Genomic DNA, 24575 nt, shown 5'->3' on the forward strand with positions numbered 1-24575 from the left:
CTTTTGTCGCGCCGCGTTATGCGCGCGTCAACTTCCCGTTCAAAGGCTGACCTCTCATGGACCTGCGCAACATCGCAATCATTGCTCACGTGGACCACGGCAAGACGACCCTGGTGGATGAGCTGCTCAAACAATCCGGTGCGTTCCGGGAAAACCAGGCCGTGGCCGAGCGTGCCATGGACAGCAACGATCTGGAGCGCGAACGCGGCATTACCATTCTGGCCAAGGCTACGTCGGTCGAATGGAAAGGCACGCGGATCAATATCGTTGACACACCCGGCCACGCCGATTTCGGCGGTGAGGTTGAGCGCATTCTGAACATGGTCGACGGTGTGGTTCTTCTGGTCGATGCTGCCGAAGGCCCGATGCCGCAGACCAAGTTCGTCACATCCAAGGCGCTTGCTCTGGGGCTGCGCCCGATCGTGGTTCTGAACAAAGTGGACAAACCGGATGCCGAACCGGATCGCGCACTGGACGAGTGCTTTGATCTGTTTGCCAATCTGGGTGCCGATGACGATCAGCTTGATTTCCCGGCAATGTATGCGTCAGGTCGATCCGGCTGGGCTGACATGGAGCTGGACGGTCCTCGTCAGGATTTGACCGCTTTGTTTGATCTGATTGTCGATCACGTCCCCGCCCCAAAACAGATTGAACGCAAGGATGAACCCTTCCGTATGCTCGCAACCACGCTGGGCAGTGATCCTTTCATCGGTCGCATTCTGACTGGTCGGGTGGAAAGCGGCACCCTGAAGGCTGGCGCCAATCTCAAGGCCCTGTCACGGGATGGCACAGTCATCGAGAATTTCCGGGCCACCAAGATTCTGGCGTTCCGCGGTCTCAGCCAACAACCGATCGAGGTGGCCGAAGCCGGTGACATCGTCACCATCGCCGGTATGAGTAAGGCAACAGTCGCCGATTCTCTCGTTGATCCGCAGGTTGATGAAGCTCTTCACGCTCAACCGATTGACCCGCCGACCATCACCGTGACATTCGGCATCAACGATTCACCTCTGGCGGGCCGTGACGGCAAAAAGGTTCAGTCCCGTGTGATCCGCGACCGTCTGATGAAAGAAGCCGAGTCGAATGTCGCCATCCGGATCACCGACACGCCAAGCGGTGAAGCATTCGAAGTCGCCGGTCGCGGCGAGCTCCAGATGGGCGTCCTGATCGAGAACATGCGGCGCGAGGGTTTCGAACTCAGCATTTCGCGTCCACAGGTGCTGTTCCGCGAGGAAAACGGCCAACGCCTTGAACCGGTCGAAGAAGTGACAATCGACGTTGACGACGAATATTCGGGCGCGGTGATTGAAAAAATCACAGGTGCCCGCAAGGGCGAACTGGCCGAGATGCGTCCAGCCGGTGCGGGCAAAACCCGGATCATCGCACATGTTCCGTCACGCGGACTGATTGGTTACCACGGTGAATTTCTGACCGATACACGCGGTACAGGCGTTCTGAACCGTGTTTTCCATGATTGGGCACCCCACAAGGGCGCCATCCCCGGACGACGCGCAGGTGTGCTGATTTCGATGGAAAATGGTCAGGCAGTTGCATACGCCCTTTGGAACCTTGAAGAGCGTGGGCGCATGTTCCTTGGTCCGCAGGCAGACGTCTATCAGGGCATGATCATCGGCGAGCATTCCCGCGACAATGATCTGGAAGTTAACCCGCTCAAAGGCAAGAAACTGACTAACGTTCGCGCTTCGGGTTCCGATGACGCAGTTCGGCTTACCCCGCATGTTCAGTTTTCACTGGAAGAAGCGATCGCCTATGTGGACGACGATGAACTGGTTGAGGTGACACCGAACTCAATCCGGCTTCGCAAAAGATACCTTGATCCGCATGAGAGAAAGCGGATGTCAAAAGTATCCTAGACACTTAACCAGCATTAAGAACTGGGTGCAAACTGATAGCAAGGAATGACTTTTTATCAGTTTTTGCATCCAGAGTGGACTGATGTTCTCATTAGGGTCGTCCAAAAGACGACCCGCTGTCCGGTGACGCAGAGGCTCATTTTGCGCTCCGTGTCGTCCAAGACAGCGTGACATGCCGCCTTCAGCGACGATCAGATTTCCAAGATATGCCTGCCCGGCATTCGAACAGAAGTCCTGATCGTAACCTTTGCCGCCTGTGAGGGCATCGGGTATAGCGACCGGGCAAGCTTGTTGACACCAAGGGATCCCCAGCGGCCCGGTTTACGCGCCGCATTCGGGTTCCTTGTCGTCACTCGGTCGTTTCTACAACCATTAACTCGCGCTCAGAGGCATTGCGGGCGTGGCTCAACGCCTCTTGATATTCGGTGGAATTGTAGCATTCGACCGCCGCTTCTACCGATGGAAAACGTGCCACAACATTTCGTGGCCGCTCTTTTCCTTCCAACTGAACGAAACGTCCGCCGCGCGCGATGAATTCGCCGCCATGCTTGGCAATCGCCGGACCAGCCAGTTCGGCGTATTTTCCGTAAGCGTCGGCATCAGTGACCGTCACATGTGCGATCCAGAGTGCGCCCATTTTATCCTCCCAAAACCTGCTCTGCCGCTTTGACCGCAGCATCTGCATTTGCAGCGTCTTTACCCCCACCTTGGGCCATGTCCGGGCGACCTCCACCGCCCTTCCCGCCCAGTTCGGCCACTGCGGCGCGTACCAGATCCACCGCTGAAACTTTTTCAGTCAGATCCTTGGTAACACCGGCCGCGACTGCAGCTTTGCCCCCGGTGTCCGCAATCAACAAAACCGCACCGGAACCAAGACGTTCCTTATGTTCATCGATCAATGCGGGCAGATCCTTGCCGGACACACCGCTCAGGGATTGTGCTAGGAATGGAACGCCGTTCACCTCGCGCGCTTCCACCGCCGAAGATCCATTTCCTCCGCCCATGGCAAGGTCACGCCGCAATTGGGCCACCTCATTTTGAAGCGCACGGCGCTCATCCATCAAAGACTTGATGCGATCCACAACGTCGGTTGGCTGAGCCTTCAGCATCCCGGTCACCTCAGCCATCCGCGAAGCTTCCTGCGAAAGGTGGTCGAATGCGGCAGCACCGGTCAAAGCCTCGATCCGTCTGACACCGGCCGAGGATGCGCTGTCGCTCAGCAAAACGAAGGTGCCAATATCTCCGGTCTGTTTCACATGAGTACCGCCGCAAAGTTCGATCGAGTACGTCATGCCGTCCTGGCCTTTGCCCGTTTCCGCATGGCCCATCGAAACGACCCGCACCTCGTCCCCATACTTTTCACCAAACAGCGCCTGCGCCCCCATGGCGCGCGCGTCGTCCGGTGTCATGATCCGAGTTTCAACCGTGGAATTCTGCCTGATAAACTGGTTCACGTCCGAGGCGACGCGCGTCAGTTCCTCGGCGGTCAGCGCCTTAGCGTGGCTGAAATCGAAACGGAGACGGTCGGAGTCGTTCAATGATCCACGCTGAGCGACGTGATCGCCCAATGTTTCGCGAAGCGCCTCGTGCAGCAGATGAGTTGCTGAGTGGTTTGCGCGAATGGCAGTCCGACGTCCGTGATCAACCGCAAGCTCTACGGCGTCACCTTTTGCAATTGTCCCATGCGCAACTGACACTCTGTGCGCATAGACCTTTCCGTCAGCGAACTTTCTGGTGTCCTCGATTTTGGCAACATCATCACGGTTATCCAACCGGCGCATTTCACCGGTGTCACCGACCTGACCACCGGCCTCGCCGTAAAACGGGGTCTGATTAACGATGACCCAACCCGTTCCGCCCTGTTCAATTACATCGACCATTGCGCCATCAACAACCAGTGCACCGACCTGACCTTCGGCCGTTTCGGTGTCGTAGCCAAGAAAATCGGTGGCGCCGACCGTGTCCAGTACGTCGAACCAAACCGCCAGATCAGCGGCCTCTCCTGAACCGGCCCAAGCGGCCCGCGCCTTGGCTTTCTGTTCTGCCATTGCAGCATCAAAGCCGTCGGTATCTACGCTGAGCCCTTTTTCACGCAATGCATCCTGCGTCAGGTCCAGAGGAAACCCATAAGTGTCGTATAGTTTGAACGCGGCCTCACCTGGCAAAGGCTCACCTTCTGCCAGGTTCGTTACTTCATCGTCCAGCAGCTTGAGACCGCGGTCCAGAGTCTGTTTGAACCGCGTTTCCTCGAGCAACAAGGTCTCTTCAATCAACGCCTGCGCCTGACCAAGTTCCGCGTACTGCGCCCCCATGAGCTGAACCAAGGTCGGTACAAGCCGGTGCATGACCGGATCTCTTGCGCCCAAAAGGTGCGCATGCCGCATGGCCCGGCGCATGATCCGCCGCAGAACGTATCCGCGACCGTCATTCGAAGGCATGACACCGTCAGCAATCAAAAAGGATGTTGATCGCAGGTGGTCGGCGATCACGCGGTGATGCACGTTCTGATCTCCGTAGGGATCGACATTCGTTGCGTCCGCAGATGCCTCTATCAATGTCTTGAACAGGTCTGTGTCGTAGTTGTCGTGACTGCCCTGCAACAACGCACCAATCCGCTCGAGCCCCATTCCAGTGTCGATGGATTGCATGTCGAGTTCGACCATCGAACCGTCTTCGAACTGCTCGTTTTGCATAAAAACGATGTTCCAGATTTCGATGAAACGATCGCCGTCTTCTTCTGCCGATCCCGGAGGGCCGCCCCAGATATGATCACCGTGGTCATAAAAAATTTCAGTGCAGGGTCCGCAGGGGCCCGTCGGCCCCATTTGCCAGAAATTGTCATTCGTAGCGATACGGATAATCCGGTCTTCAGGAACACCGACCTTTTTCCAGATTTCGAACGCCTCATCATCGGTGTGATAAACAGTTGTCAGCAACCGGTTCTTATCAATCCCGAATTCTTTGGTGATCAGTTCCCAGGCAAATGGGATCGCTTCGGGTTTGAAGTAATCGCCAAACGAGAAATTTCCCAGCATTTCAAAGAACGTATGGTGTCGGGCAGTATAACCCACATTATCCAGATCGTTATGCTTGCCGCCTGCGCGAACGCATTTCTGGGATGTGGTTGCGCGGTTGTAGTCGCGGGTTTCGACCCCGGTGAAGAGGTTCTTGAACTGCACCATGCCTGAGTTGACAAACATCAGGGTCGGATCGTTGCGCGGAACCAGCGGGCTCGACGCGACCACTTCGTGACCCTGTTTCGCAAAATAGTTCAGAAAGGTTGATCGGATGTCGTTCAGCGTGGGCATAAGGTTCTCTCAGCGCGCAATCAATTTGTTCCGCGAAGGTTTATCCCTGTCCCTGCAGATAGTCCACAGGATTGCAGCAGCAGAACGAAACAAGGCGGCCCGATGGACCGCCCTGTTACGAGTATTCTAGCCCCCATTAAAGGGCCGTTGAACTTCTTCTGTTGCCATCAGCACTCTTCAGGCTTCGAGGATATCATCCTCTTCCGCGCCCGGTGGCATGTCGAAATCCAACCCGTGTGCGGCGCGTATCTTATCTTCGATATCCAGTGCGATGCGGCTGTTGTCACGCAGGTACTGCTTGGCATTCTCGCGCCCCTGCCCGATCCTCTCGTCGCCATAGCTGAACCAGGAACCCGATTTCTCGACCACACCGGCCTTGACGCCCAGATCCAGCAACTCTCCCATCTTCGAGATGCCTTCTCCATACATGATGTCGAATTCTACCTGCTTGAAAGGCGGGGCCACTTTGTTCTTGACCACCTTTACACGGGTCTGGTTGCCCACAACTTCATCCCGGTCCTTGATCGCACCGATACGGCGGATATCCAGGCGAACCGAGCTGTAGAACTTCAGAGCATTGCCGCCGGTCGTTGTTTCCGGACTGCCGAACATCACGCCGATTTTCATACGAATCTGGTTGATGAAGATCACCATGCAATTGGACCGGCTGATCGAACCGGTCAGTTTCCGCATTGCCTGGCTCATCAGGCGGGCCTGCACGCCGACATTGCTGTCGCCCATGTCGCCTTCCAACTCGGATTTGGGCGTCAGGGCCGCAACCGAGTCGACCACAACCATATTCACAGCACCGGAACGCACCAGCGTGTCCGTGATTTCAAGTGCCTGCTCTCCGGTGTCAGGCTGTGAAATCAAAAGCTCATCAAGATCAACGCCCAGCTTTCGGGCATACTGCGGATCAAGCGCATGTTCTGCGTCTACAAATGCGCAAACGCCCCCGCGCTTTTGCTGTTCCGCGATGCAATGCAGGGTCAAGGTGGTTTTGCCCGAGCTTTCCGGACCATAGATTTCCACGATGCGCCCCATCGGCAAACCGCCGATCCCAAGTGCAATATCCAGTCCAAGCGAACCCGTCGAACTGGCCTCAATCTCGGCCAGGACATTATCACCGCCCAGCTTCATGATTGAGCCCTTGCCAAACTGCCGCTCAATTTGGGCCAACGCGCTGTCGAGCGCCTTTTGCTTGTCTGCGTTTTTCTTGTCGCTCATCGTCAGAAGATCCGCCATTGTCCTGTTGCTTTCCTTTTGTCACACCCTCGTCCGGGCGGCAATCGCTGCTTTGTTCACCCCTTGTTCCTTATGGGATCAAAAAGAGAACATTTCAACTCAAACTTTCAGATTCAACTGTTTGCCAATTGTATTAAGGAGAAGTTTACGGCAATCTGGATTTATGGAATTCCCCTGAGAGATTTGCATAAATGCTTGTTTTCTATAAGGAACGACTAGCCCTTCTATCGGTACCCAAGACGGGAAGCACTGCCTACCAAATGGCGCTGAGAAACCGGGCCGATATTGTGGTATCAGGGCCTCCGGAGCTAAAACACGCACCCGTTCGCCGATACGACAGGTTTTTTCAGAACATGTTTCAAAAGCTGTTCGACGCGGAAATGGAAATCATGGCCGTCGTCCGCGAACCCATAGATTGGCTGGGAAGTTGGTATAGGTATCGTCGCCGCGCCTCCCTTTCAGGCAGCCCAACCTCGACAGAGCATCTAAGCTTTGAGGAATTTGTCTGTGCCTACATGAACTCCAATCGTCCGGCCTTTGCAGACGTGGGCAGCCAAAGCCGATTCTTTCTGACCCGTAGCAACGGTGCAGGTGCTACACACGTTTTCAAGTACGAGCATCAGGACAAGATCCTTGCATTTTTGGAATCACGGTTGGACACAAAGATCTCCCTGAAGCGAGAAAACGTCTCTCCGAAAATGCCTCTGTCTTTATCTTCGGAAACGGAAGGGCGTTTTCGTACAAAGTTTGAGGATGATTTCGAGTTACACCGGTCCGCCCAATAAAGGCACCAGGTTCAATTCAAAAAACTTGGCAGTAATAGTTGGCAGTAATAGATTGCGCGCACCCGCCCTATTGAAGCTGTTGATAAACAGTTTCGGTTAACTGGTTGAGGGAAAACGGTTTCGGTAGGAATACCGAATTCAGAACATCCGGGCCAGTGTCGCCAAAAGCCCCTTCGGTATACCCTGACATAAATACCACGCGAACATGCGGGCGATCATCCAAGGCTTTTCTTACCCAGCTTGGACCATCCATCCCGGGCATTACGACATCGGTTACGAAAACATCCACAGACAGGTCCTTGTCGTCCAGAAGGCGAAGGGCTTCTTCTCCCGAGTCAGCCTCAAGCACCGTGTACCCCCGCAGCCGGAGGGCACGTGATGCAAATGCCCTTACCGGAGCTTCATCTTCGACCAGCAAAACAACTCCTTCTCCCTGCACCATTCCCGGGCTCGGTTGAGTGGATTGAGGGGCTTCGGGCAAATTCAGTTTCTCCACACAGGCAGGCAGGAAAAGCGTAAATACTGACCCCTTGCCCTCGATACTGTCGACAAAGATAAAACCACCGGTCTGTTTGACGATCCCGTACGCTGTGGACAATCCCAGGCCGGTCCCCTCTCCTGTTCGCTTGGTGGTATAGAATGGCTCAAAAACCTTCTGCAGCTTCCCCGGCGGGATTCCGATACCTTCATCCGTCACTTTGACCGTGACGTACTCACCCACGGGCAACGTAGCACGGTCACGCTGCATCGGCTGTTCCAGTCGCACGACATCGGATTCAATACGAATCTCACCGCCCTGAGGCATTGCATCACGTGCATTCACGACCAAATTCATCAATACCTGCTCCAGCTGCCGCTTGTCAGCGCGAACCGGCCTGAGAACCGGATCGTGGCTCAGTGTCAGGGTGATTTTCTCTCCGACCAGACGATTGAGTAAGTGAACCAGATCAGAAATCGTATCCCGCAGATCCAGCACCTCGGGCTGAAGTGTCTGTTTCCGCGAAAACGCCAAGAGCTGACCGACAAGCGCCGCTGCACGGTTCGCGTTCTGGTTTATTTGAATCAAATCGGCATAGTTCGGATCATTCTGATCGTGACGCAGCAAGAGAAGATCGCAATGGCCGGAAATCGCAGTCAGAAGATTGTTGAAATCATGCGCGACTCCGCCTGCCAGTTGCCCGACAGCCTGCATCTTCTGGCTTTGAACAAACTGTGCCTCAAGTGATTTTAGCTCGGTTGCGTCATTTAGAACCGCAATCAGGTTCACGTCCCCGTTCCGAACAATCCGCGTCAGCGTCACTTGCAGGAACAGTTCCTTATCCTTGCGTGTCAGCCGAAGAAATTCGGAATGTGGCACGGTATTCTTCTCTGCCGTCTCTCTGAGCCAGCTTCGAAGCGGGCGTCCTAGACCCTGCATGATTTGTTGGATGTTGGCGTTGCTTGGAATAGTGCCACCAATCAACTGCCTGGCAAGCCGGTTCGCTTCGAGAATGTCACCATCCGGCGAAAGCCGCATGACCGGAATCGGGAGTTCTGCAAACGTGGCGCTGTCCTGATCATCCTTCAACTGCTTCAGCGGAAGCAATACCATCTCGCGGCACACTCCCGATACGCGAATATCCGAAGCCACGACAGGAACGGTCCCTTGCGGGGTTCTGATGCGAGTGATTTCACCATGACGGACCGGAAGTTCGGTAAACACTTGATCCAGTGGCCCAACGCCGCAGTCAATCAAATCCCGGGCAGCCGCGTTTACACCCAAAATGACATCGTCACGACCAATGGTCAGAATGGGCAGCAAACTGCTTTCATTTCGATTTTCTGTACCTGTCGCCACACGCCAGAGGATTAGCCCCCTGCCAACCACGTGCGCGGTCACCGGTACGGTTCCGGCCTTGGTCACAACATCTTCCTGCGCGCGGCCCTGCATGAGTGCGGTCGACTGTAGCCGAAACAAAATGGCTGAGGGATTCGCAAAAACCGATTGCAGGCAATCGTCCAGGCTTTTCCCCGCAACAACACCATTGCATTGCCGGGCCTGTGCATTCGCGAATTGAACACAGCCTTGGGGGTTCGTAACAAAGGTCGGAGTAGTGTCTTGTTCTGAAAGAGATTTCAGTACGTCCAAAGTGTTGGCGCGTGCCATTTTCGAGATCTGCTTTTTGCAAAACATCAACGTAGCGGTAAAAAGGGATGACAATCCCAAAACCACCAGCAATTGGTCAACGGATTCAGGCAATTCGCCAAACAACAAAACGGCTACTAAGGCTATACCGAGAAGCGACAACAAGACACCGCGAAAACTGCCGGTTAACAGGTATCGAAATTCTTGGTGCGAAAACGCGGTTGGAGCGGGCATGGGCGACTCGAATTATTCTGGCGACCGATTGTTCGCCCGCCAACAGTTAACCCACTATTAACGCCTCAGGTCAGTTACACGCCACCCTAAGTTGTGTTCGCACATCACAATTCATGCTTTGCGAGCTAAAAAATCATCATTTCCCCGTATGGCCCACCAGCAATTAATCTTTGCGAAGGACAGCGCAGTAGAATCCATCCCCGCCATCAAGCGGGCTAAATCGCCTTTCGCTCACAAGGGAGAAATTGGAGTTTGACTTCACAAATTCACTGATCTGTTGGCCATTCTCACACTCCAGCAAGGAACAGGTCGCATAAATCAGATGCCCCAATGGCTTAACAAAGTGACTTGCCTGACTAAGAATTTCTTTCTGAGTGTTCAATGTCTGACGTAGCTTGTCCGGGGTCAGCAACCATTTTCCCTGCGGGTCCCGACGCCACGAGCCGGTACCCGAGCAAGGCACGTCAATGAGAACTGAATCGAACGATGGTTGTTTCTCCAACTCCGGCAACGAAACCAGAGACACGGCAACGCCTGCACGAGACGCGCGTTTTGGCAAATCTTTCAACCTGCCCGGATCTGCATCATGGGCATAGAATTCACCGTCCACACGCCCGGCAACGGCCAAAACCTTACCGCCCCCGCCGGCACAAAAATCCAGTAGTGTCCCACCTGCTTCAAGCGGCACCAAGTCGGCGACAGCCTGCGACGAGACATCCTGCAGTTCGATCTTTCCCTGCAAATAAGCCTGCGAATTCCTTACTTTCCTTGCCCCGTCCGTGACTTCGAGAGCCGAGGGAGACAGCACATGTGGCTGGACCGTTATTCCCTCGTCGGCAAGTTCAGCCGTTGCCCTCTCGCGGCTCAGTTTGGACAGATTGACCCGAAGGTAGACCGGCGCCCTGTTTCGCATCGCATCGGCGACCGCTTGGGCCTTGTCCCCAAGTGAATCCTGAAGATGAGGCCAGAGCCACTCGGGGAAATCCGCGCTTTCGCCACCATCCGGTCGCGGTGGGCGACCAGGTAAACGTTCTGCCTCTGTCAATGAGGAAGGAGCATAAGGACCAACACCAAAAATCGTTTCAGGATCCTGTTCAGCTTCTCTGACGTAGCCAAGCAAAAGGGCCCTGCCGGTATCACCGCCACCCCGCGATGCGAGGCTGCGCTTGCGTCTGAGAACATCATAGACTAGATCTGCGATTGCGGCCCTGTCCTTGGACCCGGCATACCGATTTTTGCGCCCCCAATCAGCCAGCGCACGATCTGCAAGTTCTCCGCCCAAAATGCGATCCATCAGGCCAATCGCGGCGCTTATTCGTGCTGCCGGGGTCATCGTGTCTCAATATCCAATGTCAAACGTCCATCTTCATGTTGATACCACCCGTGCAAAGGATTCTACGGCTCGCCCTTGGGGATACTTAAATCCCGGAATCCAGTCCGGAATATCATACATTCCGAAACGGCCACTTAGGCAGGAAAGAAGCACACCTCAAAAAAGGTAAGCGCCTTTTTCGAACCGCATACAGAGCGCAAGCAAGTTTAAGCGAAACAGCGAGCCAACCTATATGCCTCGGTTTGCATCAGTGAAACTGAGAATATCGTGGCACGATGAAACGTTTCACTGATGCAATCTTGTTAATTATCAAGCATAAGTCATTGTTTATGCAAGCCTATAGTTCGGGCTCTCCCTCGTGATCTGAACGTCATGCACGTGGCTTTCCTTCAATCCAGCCCCGGTGATTTTCACGAACTGGCAGTTTCTGCGCATTTCTTCGACGGTGGCGCAGCCGGTGTAGCCCATCGCTGCGCGCAGTCCGCCCACGAGTTGATGGATCACAGCGCTTGCCGATCCCTTGTAAGGCACCTGGCCTTCAATCCCTTCGGGAACCAGTTTGTCGCTTGCTGCGTCCTTCTGGAAATAGCGGTCGGCCGAACCGCGCGCCATGGCGCCCAGGCTTCCCATACCGCGATACGATTTAAAGGATCGCCCCTGATAGAGAATTACCTCACCCGGAGATTCGTCCGTACCAGCAATCATGGACCCCACCATCGCACAGGATGCCCCGGCAGCAATTGCCTTGGCGAAATCGCCTGAAAACTTGATCCCGCCGTCTGCAATCACAGGCACGTCTCCGGCGGCGGATGCACAGTCCAGAACCGCAGTCAGTTGCGGAACACCAACGCCCGCGACCATGCGTGTTGTACAGATCGATCCGGGGCCGATGCCAACCTTTATTGCGTCCGCGCCTGCATCGATCAGGGCCTTGGTCGCCTCAGACGTGGCGACATTGCCCGCAATGATCTGAACTTCGTTCGACAAAGTCTTGGCCCGCTTCACAGCGTCCAGAACGCCCTGCGAATGCCCGTGCGCGGTATCGACCACAATGATGTCCACGCCGGAGTCAACCAGTTGCTCGGAACGCTCAAATCCCGAGTCGCCAACCGACGTCGCAGCAGCCACACGCAACCGACCCAGGCTATCCTTGCAGGCTGTGGGGTTCAGAACGGCCTGTTCCGTGTCTTTTAGGGTCAGCAATCCGGTCAGCTTGCCCCCGCCATCGACGACCAGAAGTTTTTCGATCCGGCGTGCCTTCATCAGGCTTTTCGCTTCTTCAAGGTCCGCAGGCTCTTGCAGCATCGCCAGATTGTCGGATGTCATCATCACCCGGATCGGAGTGTCATCGGACGTTGCAAACCGCATGTCCCGATTAGTCACGATGCCGACAACGCGTCCGGCATCATCCACGACGGGAAAACCAGTGAAGTTATAGCGCTGCACCAAAGCCTTGGCGTCCGCCAAAGTCTGATCAGCGCGCAGTGTCACAGGGTTATAAACGATACCCGATTCGAAACGCTTGACCCGCCGGACCTCACGGGCCTGTTCCTCGACGGACAGGTTCTTGTGAATGACGCCAATTCCACCAGCCTGCGCCATTGCGATAGCCATGCGAGCCTCGGTCACGGTATCCATGGCCGAACTCAGAAGCGGAATATTCATGGTGATCTCGCGTGTCACGCGCGTGGACGTATTTGCCATAGATGGCAGGACGGACGAACTGCCCGGAACCAATAATACGTCGTCAAAGGTAAGTGCCTCACGAATCTGCATCTGCTAACCCCATGCAAAAGCCCGTTTGGCGGTGACCCTATTACATGGATTTCACCCAAGGGAAAGCCCCCCGTCGCAACTAGTCGCTTTGTGCATGCTGATGCGGGCTATAAAACGACGCTAGACGCACAAAACGTGCCGCTGAATGCCCTTTCTCTTTTCGCTCAAAGCCATATCCTGCGCGGAATACGCGCGAACACCAAAGGCAGGCCTCTCATGACCACCGATCCTCTTGTCGTCTTTACACCGTCCGGCAAACGCGGCCACTTTCCAGTGGGCACACCGATTCTGACAGCCGCACGCCAGCTGGGCGTCGATCTGGATTCTGTCTGTGGTGGGCGTGGGATCTGTTCCAAGTGCCAGATCACACCATCCTATGGTGAATTTCCGAAACATGGCGTGACTGTAAGTGATGGCGCGCTGTCGGAATGGAACGCGGTCGAACAGCGATATGACGACAAGCGTGGCCTGAAGCCGGGCCGCCGCCTGGGGTGCCAGGCTGCCGTGCAGGGTGATGTGGTTATTGATGTCCCCCCAGAAAGCCAGGTCCACCGTCAGGTTGTCCGCAAAGCCGCCGCCGCGCGTGCCATCGTGATGGATCCGGCAACAAGGCTGTATTTCGTGGTGGTCGAAGAACCCGATATGCACTCGCCAACCGGAGATCTGGAGAGGTTGGAACGCGCCCTGCGCCAGCAATGGAATATCGAGGCAGTCACGGCAGATTTGTCGCTGATGAACAAGCTTCAGCCGACCCTGCGAAAGGGCAAGTGGGAGGTCACTGTGGCCGTCCACAAAAGCCATAAGGATGACGTGGCCCGAATCGTGGAAATATGGCCCGGCCTGCACGAAAGTGGCCTTTTCGGACTGGCCATTGACCTCGGCTCGACCACGATCGCGGCGCATCTCACCGATCTTGAAACCGGCGAGGTCAAGGCGTCATCCGGCCTGATGAACCCGCAAATCCGCTTTGGCGAGGATTTGATGAGCCGCGTGTCATACGCAATGATGAATCCCGGCGGAGATCTGGAAATGACCCGCGCCGTCCGCGAGGCGATCAATGATCTGACAACGTCCATCGCGGAAGAGGCCGGGATCGATGCAAACCTGATCGTCGAAACGGTGTTTGTCTGCAACCCGGTGATGCACCACCTGCTGCTGGGTCTTGATCCGGTGGAACTTGGTCAAGCACCGTTTGCTCTAGCGACGTCAGAGAGTATGTCCCTGCCCGCCCGAGACATGGAATTGACCGCGATGAACCCGCGTGCGCAGGTATACATCCTGCCCTGCATCGCAGGCCATGTGGGTGCCGACTGCGCTGCGGTCGCCCTGTCGGAAGAGCCCGGAAAATCCGAGGATCTAGTCTTGATCGTCGACGTCGGGACCAACGCCGAAATTCTGCTTGGAAACACGAACCGGGTTCTGGCTTGCTCGTCCCCGACTGGTCCGGCATTTGAAGGGGCTCAGATCAGCTCGGGCCAGCGTGCCGCCCCCGGCGCGATTGAGCGGATCGAAATTGATCCTGTGACCAAGGAACCACGGTTCCGCGTCATAGGCTCGGACAAATGGTCGGATGACGAAGGTTTTGACGCCGATATCGCAACCACCGGCATCACTGGCATCTGCGGTTCGGGCATTATCGAGGCCGTTGCTGAAATGCGAATGGCCGGCTTGCTTGATGAAAGCGGTTTGATCGGTTCAGCCGAACAAACGGGCACTGCGCGTTGCATACCCGAGGGGCGGACACACTCTTATCTCATTCATGACGCCAGCGCTGAAGGCGGACCGCGGGTGACGGTAACTCAGGGCGATATTCGGGCCATTCAGCTTGCGAAATCCGCCCTCTACGCGGGTGCCCGCCTGCTGATGGATGAAATGAACGTCGACAAAGTCGACCGCGTAGTTTTGGCAGGTGCCTTCGGCGCCCACATCTCGACCAAACACGCTATGGTGTTGGGCATGATCCCGGATGCACCGCTGGACAAAGTCATGAGCGCAGGCAACGCAGCCGGTACAGGCGCGCGGATCGCTTTGTGCAATATTTCGTCGCGGGCCGAAATCGAACGTGTCGTTCGCGAAATCACCAAGGTGGAAACCGCGATCGAGCCAAAGTTTCAGGATCATTTTGTTGCGGCCAACGCAATTCCGCATAAAACGGACCCGTTCCCGGAATTGTCCAGCGTTGTCACCCTGCCCGCGCCTTCCTTCAATACTGGCGGAGACGAGGAAAAAACAGGTCGCCGCCGCAGGCGGAAGGCATAGTTCCATTAATTGAAAGAGGTGCCCGTGGATTTCGCAAACAAAGAGCAGGCCGAGTACTGGGGAAATTCTGCGTCGGGCACAAGCTGGCTGACATACGAAGATCAGCTTGATCATCTGATGCAGCCAGTTCTCGACCTTGTTCTGAGCCGGTCGGGCTTGACCCAGGGCATGCGTGTGCTGGACATCGGTTGCGGAACCGGTGCCAGCACGATTGCAGCAGCGCACCATGTCGGCCCGGATGGCCACGCCTTGGGTATCGACATCTCAAACGGCTTTTTGGAACGTGCACGAAATCGGGCTCGGGCCAAGGGATTGAAAAATCTAAGTTTCGAGGTCACCGATGCGCAGGTGGAACCGTTTCCACCCAATGACAGAGACGCAGCGATTTCGCGTTTTGGCGTCATGTTCTTTGAAGACACGGTTGCCGCCTTTGCCAACATTGCGAAGGCGCTAAAACCGCAGGCAAAAATGACCTTCGCCGCGTGGGCACCTCTGGCAGACAATCTTTGGTTCAAAACGCCTTTTGTCGCCGCTGCCAGGCGACTTGGAAACCCACCCAAGGTTGACCCCAATGCCCCGGGTCCATTGGCGTTTCAGGACCTTGACAGTGTCGCTAACCTGTTGTCAGACGCCGGATTGGTTCAAATTCATGCGGAAAAGGTTGGTCTTTCGCTGACACCAAAAGGGACAGTCCAAGATGCAGCCACGCTGTGTGCTCGCGTCGGCCCTGCCGCGCGGGTGATATCGCATTTTGAAGGGACCGAAGCGGATGCCGCGGCCATTCAAGCCGAGGTCGCGAGGGAATTTGAACAGTTCAATACGGAAAAGGGCGTTCGTATTCCAGCGACGATTAACCTGTTTCAGGCCAGTCGGCCCGATTAAAGCACCACTGAGAAAGTCTGGAGCGGGTAGCGGGAATCGAACCCGCGCGTTCAGCTTGGGAAGCTGACAGGCTACCATTACATCATACCCGCCGCGAGAGATTGGATAGCATCGCACCCTAGGCAGGTTCAAGCGAGTATCGATCCCGCACACACATTCACTCGGTACGGGATCGCAGGCTTTCTATCAGGTTCTTGTCCACGTCCAGAACCCTGCTGGCTTCATCCAATGTTCGCATGTCCAATTGCTGTTCAGACAGATCCAGATCCTGCGAAAACACATTAACAATAGTTTCCATGGCCTTGATACGGGCGTACTTTTTGTTGTTGGCCGGTATTACGGTCCAGGGCGCTAAATCTGTTGAAGTGCGGGCCAGCATTTCATCCACAGCGATTTCGGTTTCGCTCCATTTTTCGCGATTTCGGAAATCCTCATATGTCAGCTTCCACCGTTTCATCGGGTTACGCAGGCGTTCTGTAAAGCGGTCCATCTGCTCTTGGGGTGAAATATGGAAGAACAGCTTGACGATGCGCGTGCCGTCATCGACCAGCATACGCTCAAATTCATTGATCTCGCGATATGCGGCACGCCAACGATGTTCTGGTGTAAACTTCTCCAGCCGCTCGACCAGCACGCGTCCGTACCAGCTTCGGTCGAATGCCGATATTGCCCCCTCAGGCGGAAGCCTCTCCCAAAACCGCAACAAATAGTGACGATTGAGATAGTAGTTGCGTGGAGCACCGATGGGCCAGACTTTGAAGCTTCGCGGGTCGAGTGCCTGACTGATACGGCGAATTGTACCGCCCTTGCCTGCAGCATCCCATCCCTCAAAGACAATGACGCCCTTGTTGCCATGGAACAGAAACGCCTGCTGAATGCGGGACAGTTTCGTCTGCAGCTCAGCCAAAGCTTCAAAATAGTCCTTTTTACCCAAACGCAAAGACAAGTCCGCGTCCGACAATCTGGGGGGACGATGCTGTTTCATTTGGCCACCTTCTCAATGTCTCTCGCGCGACTTCAGTCTTCCGGGACAAACAGGCTTTGGCAACAGCTCTTCGGACAGAAAAAAGGCCGGGCAACGTGCCCGGCCTTTGCAATTGTTTGTGAAACCCGGATCAGGCGCGACGGCGACGACCGCCACCGCGACGGCCACGGGCGCCTTCGCCTTCGGCACCTGCGGCCTCGGGAGCCTTGTTGAACTTGATCCACGCCCCGCCATGCGGGTCGTTGTTGGTCAGCAGGTTGGCGGCGCGAATGGCCTCCATCTCTTTACCAGCGCGTGGCAAAGTCGAACCGATGTTGAACAGCTGACAGAAGGTTTCGTCGTCCATGTCCGCAGGCAGGACGATGCCTTTGGCTTCGACTTCGGCTTTCTTCTCGGCCAATTTCTTGGGGCCGACCGGCAGCGCGACCGGGTTCATGATCGCCGAGGTCATGCCAGCAGCCATTGCCATCGGCAGGAACGCATTGTTGATGCCGTGACGGTTAGGCAGACCAAACGAGATGTTGGACGCACCGCATGTCGTGTTCACGCCCAGTTCCTCGCGCAGGCGGCGGACCAGAGCAAACACCTGCTGACCGGCAGTTGCCATCGCACCGATCGGCATAACCAGCGGATCAACCACGATGTCATGCGCAGGAATGCCGAAGTCGGCAGCGCGCTCAACGATCTTCTTTGCCACTTCGAAACGCACATCCGGGTCTTCTGAGATACCAGTGTCGTCGTTCGAAATTGCAACAACCGGAACGTTGTACTTTTTGACCAGCGGCAGAACCAGTTCCAGGCGCTCTTCTTCGCCGGTAACCGAGTTCAGCAGCGGACGGCCTTCGGCCGCTTCAAGACCGGCCTCCAACGCGCCAGGTACCGACGAGTCGATGCACAGTGGTACGTCGACCAGTCCCTGTACCAGCTCGACGATCTTGGTCATCAGCGGCGGTTCGGTCTCGTTCGGGTTGGGGTTCGAGTTGTAAACGACGCCTGCGTTGATATCCAGAACGGTCGCCCCTGCCGCAACCTGAGCCAGCGCGTCTTTCTCGACGGTCGAGAAATCGCCCGCCTCAAGTTCCGCAGCCAACTTCTTACGGCCAGTCGGGTTGATCCGCTCACCGATCACGCAGAACGGTTCATCAAAGCCCAGGACGGCAGTTTTTGTTTTTGATTCTACGACTGTACGGGTCATGTCCGATCCTTAGGAGTTTACGGGCGCTGCAGAAGCACCGCCGTTATTGATCGCCCAGTTGGCATTGGTCTTGATGCCACCAAGCGGGAAGAAGTGCACGTTGGTGATGTTGAAATCCGGGTTGGTCGCTTTGTGCTCGGCCAGTTCGGTGATCACATCATTGGGCTCATAGGGCAGCAGCAGCTTGGATACGTCCATCGCGCGCTTCTGCAATACCTTGAGCGACGGCCCAACACCACAGGCAATGGCAAATTTGATCAGGGTCTGCAGTTTGGCCGGACCGGCGATACCGATATGAACCGGCAGATCGATACCTGCGGCCTTCAAGTTGTCAGCCCATTCGATGATCGGCTTGGCATCAAATGCGAACTGTGTGGCCAGCGCCATCTCCGCATCCGTTGTTTCGCTGAACTTCTGCTTCCAGCGCAGCGCGTCATCGACATTCTTGGTCGAACCGTCCGGGTCGATGTCCTTGTTGCCTTCGGGGTGACCGGCGACGTGCAGACGCTTGAACCCTGCCTTGTCAAACAGGCCGGTTTCCAGCAGTTGCATCGAGCTGTCAAAATCACCATGCGGTTTTGCAACGCCACCCGCCAGCAGTAGTGCCTGATCGATACCGGCTTCACCCTGGTACATCGAGATCCAGTTCTCCAGAGTCGCCGCATCCTTGATGATGCGCGCCGGGAAGTGCGGCATGACCGGATACCCTTCGGCCGCGATCCGCTTGGCGGTCTTGACCATGTCCTCGATCGGGGTGCCCTCGATATGAGCGATGTAGACGCGGGTGCCCTCGGGCAGCAGCGCGCGGAAATCCTCGACCTTTTCGGCGGTGCGCGGCATCACCTCGATCGAATAGCCTTTCAGAAAGGCTTCGACGGTCGGGTTCACCGGGGCCTTTTCGGCCACATCACGTTTCTTGAAGTTCAGCAAAGCCATTGCGGCCTCCCATTAATGTAAGGGCTCACGCCCAACCGTCATTGGCGATCAGGGATTTTACACGTTCCTGATCGTATTCCGTTTCCAGACGCAGGGCCTGCGCCTCGGCGATTTCTGCCGGATCACCTTCGACCTCGAAAGGTTCTGCCTTCCGCCATTCAGCCAGATAGGCATCGGCATCCTTTGCGTTAACTTTCATCGCGGCTCGATCAATGGCTTGCTCGAACCGCTCCTCCAGCTGCCGTTTGGCACCTCGACGGCCTTTGCCGACGATGACCTGAGCAGGGATGTCGCGCCAATAAACAATTGTGACGTCGGGCATCGCTTTGATTCCTCCTAGCCTGATGGACAGTATCTAGACGGCTATGGTTGTTCGGGTCAGTCGATTTTCGACACACAACGCATTCTCAGCGACGTTTTTGCCCGCAATGATATCGAACTGTTTACCTGCCGTCGTCAAAACACGGCACATCAAAATTCTCATGACTTTAATGAGCCGCTTGCGTGACCGGACACCGCGACATATGGTCGAGGTAACTCGAAATCGGAGGGCGTGAAGATGGCGCCCAGGCGTCCCAAAGGTGCGGGCGCGTTCCCAAAAGCGGTCGAAAGCCCCGTGCCAGCAAGACCCGATCCCGATGCGCTGTATGCCGCATTGGATCTGGGAACAAATAGTTGTCGCATGCTGATTGCCCAACCCAAGGGCAGCGGCTTTCATGTGGTGGACAGTTTTTCCAAATCCGTTCAGCTTGGCGCGGGCCTTGAACGGACCGGACGACTGTCGCGGTCATCCATGGCGCGCACCATTCAGGCACTTCGTATCTGTCAGCAAAAGCTGAAGCGGAACAAGGTTAAGCGGATGCGCCTAGTCGCGACCGAGGCTTGTCGGCGGGCCAAGAACTCCCGCGACTTTATCCGGCAGGTCAGACGCGAAACCGGTTTGACGCTTGAGATCATCCAGCCCGAAGAAGAAGCCCGCCTTGCCGTCATTTCCTGCGCGCCTTTAGTGTCGACCAAGACAGAACAGCTGTTGGTTGTGGACATCGGCGGTGGCTCGACCGAACTGGTCTGGATCGATATTTCTTCGATCCCGCGCCGGGACCGGCCTGCGGCAATCATGCGGCTGCACAACGGGTTTCACACAGTCGAAAGCCCCTTTCCTTCTGCCAAGGTGGTCGACTGGATCAGCGTACCTTTGGGTGTGGCGACTTTGCGAGATCAGTTTCACGATGTCGAGGATGACTCGGCCCGGTTTGCCCTGATGAGCTGGTTCTTCGAAGAGAACCTTGCCGACTTTGCCCCCTACAAGGACGAACAGGCCCGCGAAGGATTCCAGATTGTTGGAACCAGTGGCACCGTCACGACTGTCGCCGCATCGCATCTGGGGCTCAAGCGTTATGACCGGACCAAAGTCGATGGCTTGCGCATGACCAGCGATCAGATTGACAAAGTCATACGTGGCTATCTAGAACTCGGCCCTCAGGGCCGCCGCCGTGACCCGCGCATTGGCGAGGACCGGCAGGCCCTTATCATGTCCGGCTCGGCCATTTTGCAGGCGCTTTTGCGGCTCTGGCCCACCGACCGCCTTTCCGTGGCGGACCGGGGGCTGCGCGAGGGTCTGCTTTATGCGCAGATGAGTGCGGACGGCGTACTGGAAGACGGACCATTCTGATGGCTAAGACACCTAGCGGAAAAAACACGTCGGGTCGCGGACAGCGTGACCTGAAAGTCAACGTTAAAACCGCCCGCGGACGCAAGCTGAGTTCTACCCGCTGGCTGCAGCGCCAGTTGAACGACCCGTACGTAAAGCGTGCACAGGCCGAAGGTTACCGCGGTCGCGCGGCATTCAAGATCATGGAATTGGACGACAAGTTCCGATTTCTGGTCCCCGGCGCACGGGTGGTCGATCTGGGTTGTGCACCGGGTGGATGGTGTCAGGTGGCCGTCAAACGCGTGAATGCGCTGGGCGAAAAGTCAGGGAAAAAAATCGGCACGATTCTGGGCATCGACCTGCAAGAAGTTGAACCGATTGCAGGCGCCGAAATTCATCAGCTTGATTTCATGGATGACGGCGCGGATGAGGCGGTCAAGGAATGGCTGGGGGGCAAGGCGGATGTGGTCATGTCCGATATGGCTGCGGCCTCGTCCGGGCATAAGCAGACCGACCATTTGCGTATCATGTCACTTTGCGAAACAGCGGCCTATTTCGCGTTTGACGTTCTGGAACAGGGCGGCACCTTTGTTGCCAAGGTTCTGGCCGGAGGGGCCGAAGGCGATCTGCAGAAACTGCTCAAACAAAAGTTTGAGAAGGTCGCGAATGTAAAGCCGCCCTCGTCCCGGTCGGATAGCTCCGAAAAATTCGTCGTGGCCACCGGGTTCCGCGGCTGAAGCCGTTATCGACGGTCCGGCTTCAACTCGGGCAGACGTTGTTCGCGAAACGACGCGACCGCCAACCCCTGCAACAGTAACGCATCCCCGTGACTGACATCGGTAGGTTTTCTGGATCGCAATTCTTCAATTCTCTGAATCCCCGCCTTTGATTTAGCGGGCAAAGCAAAACCTTGCGAACTCTTCTGAATCCTGGACATACAGCACCTCTAAGGCCGGTCAGACATCACTCCTAACCTCTGTCTATCTCAGCAATTTGCGGGGAAAATGGCGCAAAACAGACCTGACCGTGCCGATTCAACGTCCAAGTTGCGTCGACAGGTCTTTCAGTGCGGGATCATTCGGCAGAATATTCATCGCTTCGCGCAGCACGTCGCGCGCCGCTTGCGGACCCCGGTTTATCTGGGCCAGTTGAACCAGCATGGGCCAGGCTTCGGCCCTCTGCGGGTCCAGACTCACGACCTCACGAAAAGCGCGCTCGGCGGCTTCGGGATTGCGCAGGGTGAGTGCCATACCCCCCAGAACCAGATGTGTTTCCGGAAAGTCTAGACGGTTTGACAACGACCTCTGCCAATCGCGCATCCCCTGCCCTGCAAGAGCCCGTTGGCTGGGCGAAAGTGCCGCCGAGGGAATCGTCAGGAATTCCTTTGCTGCGGAAATTCGCACGTTTCGCATTGGGTCCTGCAACAAAAGCACTAGGCGTTCCACCCGCTCCGCAGGCGGAGCGTGACGTTGCAAAGGTGCGACGTTGGCCCGTATCAGCGGGTCCTCATCCCACAACAGCGGCGCAGTTTGCTCCGCGATGTCAGGCGACCCATAAGATTGCAAAAGATACAACGCCGTTGCGCGTACAATGCCGGGCAAATCCTCGTCATGCGAGATTGCCACAAGATCAGGGGCAGACTCTGCCGAGTTTGCTATGGCCGTCGAAAAAACCGCCCCATAATGCCTGCCTCGGTGATTTGAGTCGGGGAACCAACCTTCAATTTGTTCGGCCGCCCAGTTCTGATCGCGGTCCTCATGGCAATCCGTACACGCGTCCGGTGAACCAATTCGAAGACCAAGATCAGGCCGGGGCACACGGAAACTGTGATCCCGACGGCCATCGACGCCCATGTAGACCCGTTCGATCATATGGCAGTTTTTGCACTGCGCACCTTCACTGTTTTCGGAATGATGATGATGTTCTGCGGTATCATAGGCTTTGTTGATCAGAGTCGGGAAATTGGGGTTGCCTGCCGGCGAATGGCATTGGGTGCATATCGCGTTCCCCTCGGCCCTGAGATCGGCCCCGTGCGGCTCATGGCAATCCATGCACCCAACTCCTCGCGCGTACATCTTGGATTGCAGGAACGAGCCATAAACATAAACTTCATCCAGAATCTGACCATCCGGATGATAAAGACCGGGCCGGAGCAGCGCGAGGTTATAGGCATCGTGAAAAGGGGTACCTGGCAGTGGATTGCCATTTTCCAATGCTTCCCGACGGGAATGGCATCCGGCGCATTGCTGAATTCCCGGTTCCGTTTCATCCCAATTCACCGAAAAACCAAATTGGTCGAGCGGATCATCCGGCGACTTTCCTGCCACCCAGTCTAAATGCGCCGAGGCCGGGCCATGGCAAGCCTCGCACCCCACCCCGATTTCAGATTGAGTCGACGCGTACCTGTCTGTTTGCGCACCAAAGTTCTTCTGAAAACCCGTTGCGTGGCATTCGGCGCAACGACTGTTCCAATTCTTGTACGGTCCCGTCCAGTGTAGGCCGTCGTCTGGCGGTAAATCCTGATCCGGATACAGATGAAACCACTCTTGCCTCTCTGTGTCCCATACCACATCAAAGCTTTGCAGCCTGCCCGGTTCGGTTTCAAACAGATATTGCTGCAGCGGCTCAACCCCGACAACCGAATGCACGCTGTATTCAGTTGTTTTTTCGTCTTTTTCAGTGACCTGCGCGGTATAGGAGTCGCCGTTCCGCCGGAAGGTTGCCGTCATGCCATCGTGATGAAACTCCGTGCCGTCGAAGTCGGCCAGAACCGTGTCATCGCTGACTTCGGTCCAGGCCTTTGCATGATGAGAACCCGCCCACGCCTTAGCTTCTTCTTCGTGGCATTCCAAACATTGATCTGATCCGACATATTCAGGCGATTGCGCTGATACGCTGGTTGCGAGCAGAACAAACACTGCAATCGAAGAGAATACCCACGTCGTCATGCGCTGCTCTCTGCACCTTTTTCCGGCTTGTACATCAGTTTTTCCCAGCCTCAGCTTTTCGGCTGGTCAGATCAATCAAAGCACCATTGAACTCGGCTCCGAGGATCAGAATGGCAGCGCACAGATACAGAAAGATCAAAGCGGCCATTGCACCGGCCAACCCTGCATATGTGGCGCTGTAGGTTGCGAATTTTCCAATGTAGACCGAAAATCCCCACCCGCCAGCCGCCAAAAGCGCCAGTGTCAACAAAACGCCGGGCAAAATCTGGCCAAGACTATGCCTGCGCGTTGGCAACACGAGATGGGCCAGAACAACCGTTCCCGTTGGCACGGCAACGGTGAAGGTCCAGCGCAATCGGTCGACGGACAACCATTCAGACACGTTCACCGCCGTATTCTCGGATACAAGTTGAGTGTAGACCGGTAAAACCAGCTCAAAAGCAGCCAAGGCCAGGATCGCAGCCCCACCAAGGATCACCAGTACGATGCAAAGCAGGCGCGATTTCCAGAACGGCCAGACATCCTCGTCATGGTAGGCGCGGGTAATTGCGGTGCGTACCGCATTCACTCCGTTCGACGCAAAGTAGATCGCAAGCAGGCCGCCAAGCGTGATGGCGCCCGACCCTGCACCGGCAAGGACGGCACGCAGTTCGGAAACGATGGGATCGGCCACGTCCTTGGGCCATGCCCCGAAGATCAGTTCGATCAATTCGTCCGTCACCAGATCCTGAGACAGTGCCCCGGCCAAAGCCACTGTGAACAACACAAAAGGAAACAGTGCCAGCATCATCGACATGGCAACGTGACTACTCATGACAAAGCCGTTCTTGTCATTGAAACGGCGCAACGCCAGCCACAATGCCTGAACTGGAAGTCCGAATTGGGGATTCGCCGGGCGTGTCATTCGCCCACCCTAGCCTGCATCAGACGCCCGCAGAACCCATCAAAGCGCAATGGGTAACGATTTCTCCCGCTTAACCGCCTGATGCCATTGCATAAACCGAACCGCCTGTGCAGGATCGCTCAGACGTTCTATTGT

At 56.0% G+C, this 24575-nt stretch carries 18 protein-coding genes and 1 tRNA gene; 6 read left to right on the forward strand and 13 right to left on the reverse strand.

Annotated elements, in window-relative coordinates; all coding sequences use genetic code 11:
* Window positions 1-56 precede the first annotated feature (56 nt).
* Window positions 57-1874: a translational GTPase TypA gene (typA, locus tag ACR0D6_RS19265; RefSeq protein ID WP_480766709.1), complete on the forward strand. Its 1818-nt coding sequence runs from the start codon at window positions 57-59 to the stop codon at window positions 1872-1874.
* Window positions 1875-2223: 349 nt separating this feature from the next.
* Here typA and ACR0D6_RS19270 read toward each other — a convergent pair whose 3' ends face one another.
* The 3 genes from ACR0D6_RS19270 to recA all read right to left on the reverse strand — a co-directional run bounded on the left by ACR0D6_RS19270 (window position 2224) and on the right by recA (window position 6427).
* Entirely contained in the window at window positions 2224-2511 is a 288-nt protein-coding gene (locus ACR0D6_RS19270; protein WP_170655635.1) for a DUF1330 domain-containing protein, read from the reverse strand.
* A 1-nt stretch (window position 2512) separates the two neighbouring features.
* Window positions 2513-5182 (reverse strand): alanine--tRNA ligase, encoded by a 2670-nt coding sequence (gene alaS / locus ACR0D6_RS19275; protein WP_480766710.1) that lies wholly within the window; start codon window positions 5180-5182, stop codon window positions 2513-2515.
* Window positions 5183-5359: 177 nt separating this feature from the next.
* A complete protein-coding gene (gene recA, locus ACR0D6_RS19280) occupies window positions 5360-6427 on the reverse strand; it encodes a recombinase RecA (RefSeq protein WP_170655639.1) in 1068 nt (355 codons plus the stop codon).
* Window positions 6428-6618: 191 nt separating this feature from the next.
* On the opposite strand from recA, the gene ACR0D6_RS19285 reads away from it, so the two are divergent.
* The gene (locus tag ACR0D6_RS19285; protein WP_480766711.1) at window positions 6619-7212 is read left to right on the forward strand and encodes a gamma-glutamyl kinase; all 594 of its coding nucleotides are present in this window, start codon (window positions 6619-6621) and stop codon (window positions 7210-7212) included.
* Window positions 7213-7279: 67 nt separating this feature from the next.
* On the opposite strand, the gene ACR0D6_RS19290 is transcribed toward ACR0D6_RS19285, so the two are convergent.
* The 3 genes from ACR0D6_RS19290 to guaB form a co-directional block, all read right to left on the reverse strand.
* Window positions 7280-9169: an ATP-binding protein gene (locus ACR0D6_RS19290; RefSeq protein ID WP_480766712.1), complete on the reverse strand. Its 1890-nt coding sequence runs from the start codon at window positions 9167-9169 to the stop codon at window positions 7280-7282.
* Window positions 9170-9734: 565 nt separating this feature from the next.
* A complete protein-coding gene (locus tag ACR0D6_RS19295; protein ID WP_480766713.1) occupies window positions 9735-10904 on the reverse strand; it encodes an RsmB/NOP family class I SAM-dependent RNA methyltransferase in 1170 nt (389 codons plus the stop codon).
* Between the two features lie 327 nt (window positions 10905-11231).
* A complete protein-coding gene (gene guaB, locus ACR0D6_RS19300) occupies window positions 11232-12680 on the reverse strand; it encodes an IMP dehydrogenase (protein WP_480449476.1) in 1449 nt (482 codons plus the stop codon).
* Window positions 12681-12896: 216 nt separating this feature from the next.
* On the opposite strand from guaB, the gene ACR0D6_RS19305 reads away from it, so the two are divergent.
* Together ACR0D6_RS19305 and ACR0D6_RS19310 are read left to right on the forward strand one after the other, a co-directional pair.
* Window positions 12897-14939 (forward strand): ASKHA domain-containing protein, encoded by a 2043-nt coding sequence (locus tag ACR0D6_RS19305; RefSeq protein ID WP_480766714.1) that lies wholly within the window; start codon window positions 12897-12899, stop codon window positions 14937-14939.
* Between the two features lie 24 nt (window positions 14940-14963).
* Window positions 14964-15821, forward strand: a complete 858-nt coding sequence (locus ACR0D6_RS19310) for a class I SAM-dependent methyltransferase (protein WP_480766715.1) — start codon at window positions 14964-14966, stop codon at window positions 15819-15821.
* A gap of 18 nt (window positions 15822-15839) precedes the next feature.
* Here ACR0D6_RS19310 and ACR0D6_RS19315 read toward each other — a convergent pair.
* The 5 genes from ACR0D6_RS19315 to ACR0D6_RS19335 all read right to left on the reverse strand — a co-directional run bounded on the left by ACR0D6_RS19315 (window position 15840) and on the right by ACR0D6_RS19335 (window position 19259).
* Window positions 15840-15913: transfer RNA gene (locus ACR0D6_RS19315), tRNA-Gly, on the reverse strand.
* A 65-nt stretch (window positions 15914-15978) separates the two neighbouring features.
* The gene (locus ACR0D6_RS19320) at window positions 15979-16806 is read right to left on the reverse strand and encodes a polyphosphate kinase 2 family protein (protein WP_480766716.1); all 828 of its coding nucleotides are present in this window, start codon (window positions 16804-16806) and stop codon (window positions 15979-15981) included.
* A 130-nt stretch (window positions 16807-16936) separates the two neighbouring features.
* Window positions 16937-18001: a methyltetrahydrofolate cobalamin methyltransferase gene (locus ACR0D6_RS19325; protein ID WP_170655655.1), complete on the reverse strand. Its 1065-nt coding sequence runs from the start codon at window positions 17999-18001 to the stop codon at window positions 16937-16939.
* A gap of 9 nt (window positions 18002-18010) precedes the next feature.
* A complete protein-coding gene (locus ACR0D6_RS19330; RefSeq protein WP_480766717.1) occupies window positions 18011-18937 on the reverse strand; it encodes a methylenetetrahydrofolate reductase in 927 nt (308 codons plus the stop codon).
* Window positions 18938-18962: 25 nt separating this feature from the next.
* Window positions 18963-19259, reverse strand: coding sequence for a virulence factor (locus tag ACR0D6_RS19335; protein ID WP_170655659.1), 297 nt, complete (start codon window positions 19257-19259; stop codon window positions 18963-18965).
* A gap of 237 nt (window positions 19260-19496) precedes the next feature.
* Here ACR0D6_RS19335 and ACR0D6_RS19340 point away from each other — a divergent pair, with 237 nt between their 5' ends.
* Together ACR0D6_RS19340 and ACR0D6_RS19345 are read left to right on the forward strand one after the other, a co-directional pair.
* Window positions 19497-20609 (forward strand): Ppx/GppA phosphatase family protein, encoded by a 1113-nt coding sequence (locus ACR0D6_RS19340; RefSeq protein WP_170655661.1) that lies wholly within the window; start codon window positions 19497-19499, stop codon window positions 20607-20609.
* Window positions 20609-21325, forward strand: coding sequence for an RlmE family RNA methyltransferase (locus ACR0D6_RS19345; RefSeq protein WP_480449471.1), 717 nt, complete (start codon window positions 20609-20611; stop codon window positions 21323-21325). Before ACR0D6_RS19340 ends, ACR0D6_RS19345 begins: the two co-directional genes overlap by 1 nt.
* 297 nt (window positions 21326-21622) lie before the next feature.
* Here the strand turns inward: ACR0D6_RS19345 and ACR0D6_RS19350 are convergent, their stop codons facing one another.
* Both ACR0D6_RS19350 and ACR0D6_RS19355 read right to left on the reverse strand, forming a co-directional pair.
* Window positions 21623-23536: a multiheme c-type cytochrome gene (locus ACR0D6_RS19350; protein WP_480766718.1), complete on the reverse strand. Its 1914-nt coding sequence runs from the start codon at window positions 23534-23536 to the stop codon at window positions 21623-21625.
* A gap of 34 nt (window positions 23537-23570) precedes the next feature.
* Window positions 23571-24440 (reverse strand): YihY/virulence factor BrkB family protein, encoded by an 870-nt coding sequence (locus ACR0D6_RS19355; protein ID WP_480766719.1) that lies wholly within the window; start codon window positions 24438-24440, stop codon window positions 23571-23573.
* Between the last annotated feature and the right edge of the window lie 135 nt (window positions 24441-24575).

The sequence above is a fragment of the Ruegeria sp. BJ6 genome, from assembly GCF_056537885.1.

What these genes read in the sequence shown, in the direction of transcription:
- ACR0D6_RS19325 (WP_170655655.1), bottom strand. Translation starts at nt 18,001, where the DNA reads ATGACCCGTACAGTCGTAGAATCAAAAACAAAAACTGCCGTCCTGGGC.
- ACR0D6_RS19285 (WP_480766711.1), top strand. Translation starts at nt 6,619, where the DNA reads ATGCTTGTTTTCTATAAGGAACGACTAGCCCTTCTATCGGTACCCAAG.
- ACR0D6_RS19345 (WP_480449471.1), top strand. Translation starts at nt 20,609, where the DNA reads ATGGCTAAGACACCTAGCGGAAAAAACACGTCGGGTCGCGGACAGCGT.
- typA (WP_480766709.1), top strand. Translation starts at nt 57, where the DNA reads ATGGACCTGCGCAACATCGCAATCATTGCTCACGTGGACCACGGCAAG.
- alaS (WP_480766710.1), bottom strand. Translation starts at nt 5,182, where the DNA reads ATGCCCACGCTGAACGACATCCGATCAACCTTTCTGAACTATTTTGCG.
- ACR0D6_RS19270 (WP_170655635.1), bottom strand. Translation starts at nt 2,511, where the DNA reads ATGGGCGCACTCTGGATCGCACATGTGACGGTCACTGATGCCGACGCT.
- ACR0D6_RS19335 (WP_170655659.1), bottom strand. Translation starts at nt 19,259, where the DNA reads ATGCCCGACGTCACAATTGTTTATTGGCGCGACATCCCTGCTCAGGTC.
- ACR0D6_RS19340 (WP_170655661.1), top strand. Translation starts at nt 19,497, where the DNA reads ATGGCGCCCAGGCGTCCCAAAGGTGCGGGCGCGTTCCCAAAAGCGGTC.
- ACR0D6_RS19350 (WP_480766718.1), bottom strand. Translation starts at nt 23,536, where the DNA reads ATGACGACGTGGGTATTCTCTTCGATTGCAGTGTTTGTTCTGCTCGCA.
- guaB (WP_480449476.1), bottom strand. Translation starts at nt 12,680, where the DNA reads ATGCAGATTCGTGAGGCACTTACCTTTGACGACGTATTATTGGTTCCG.
- ACR0D6_RS19355 (WP_480766719.1), bottom strand. Translation starts at nt 24,440, where the DNA reads ATGACACGCCCGGCGAATCCCCAATTCGGACTTCCAGTTCAGGCATTG.
- ACR0D6_RS19305 (WP_480766714.1), top strand. Translation starts at nt 12,897, where the DNA reads ATGACCACCGATCCTCTTGTCGTCTTTACACCGTCCGGCAAACGCGGC.
- recA (WP_170655639.1), bottom strand. Translation starts at nt 6,427, where the DNA reads ATGGCGGATCTTCTGACGATGAGCGACAAGAAAAACGCAGACAAGCAA.
- ACR0D6_RS19295 (WP_480766713.1), bottom strand. Translation starts at nt 10,904, where the DNA reads ATGACCCCGGCAGCACGAATAAGCGCCGCGATTGGCCTGATGGATCGC.
- ACR0D6_RS19320 (WP_480766716.1), bottom strand. Translation starts at nt 16,806, where the DNA reads ATGAAACAGCATCGTCCCCCCAGATTGTCGGACGCGGACTTGTCTTTG.
- ACR0D6_RS19330 (WP_480766717.1), bottom strand. Translation starts at nt 18,937, where the DNA reads ATGGCTTTGCTGAACTTCAAGAAACGTGATGTGGCCGAAAAGGCCCCG.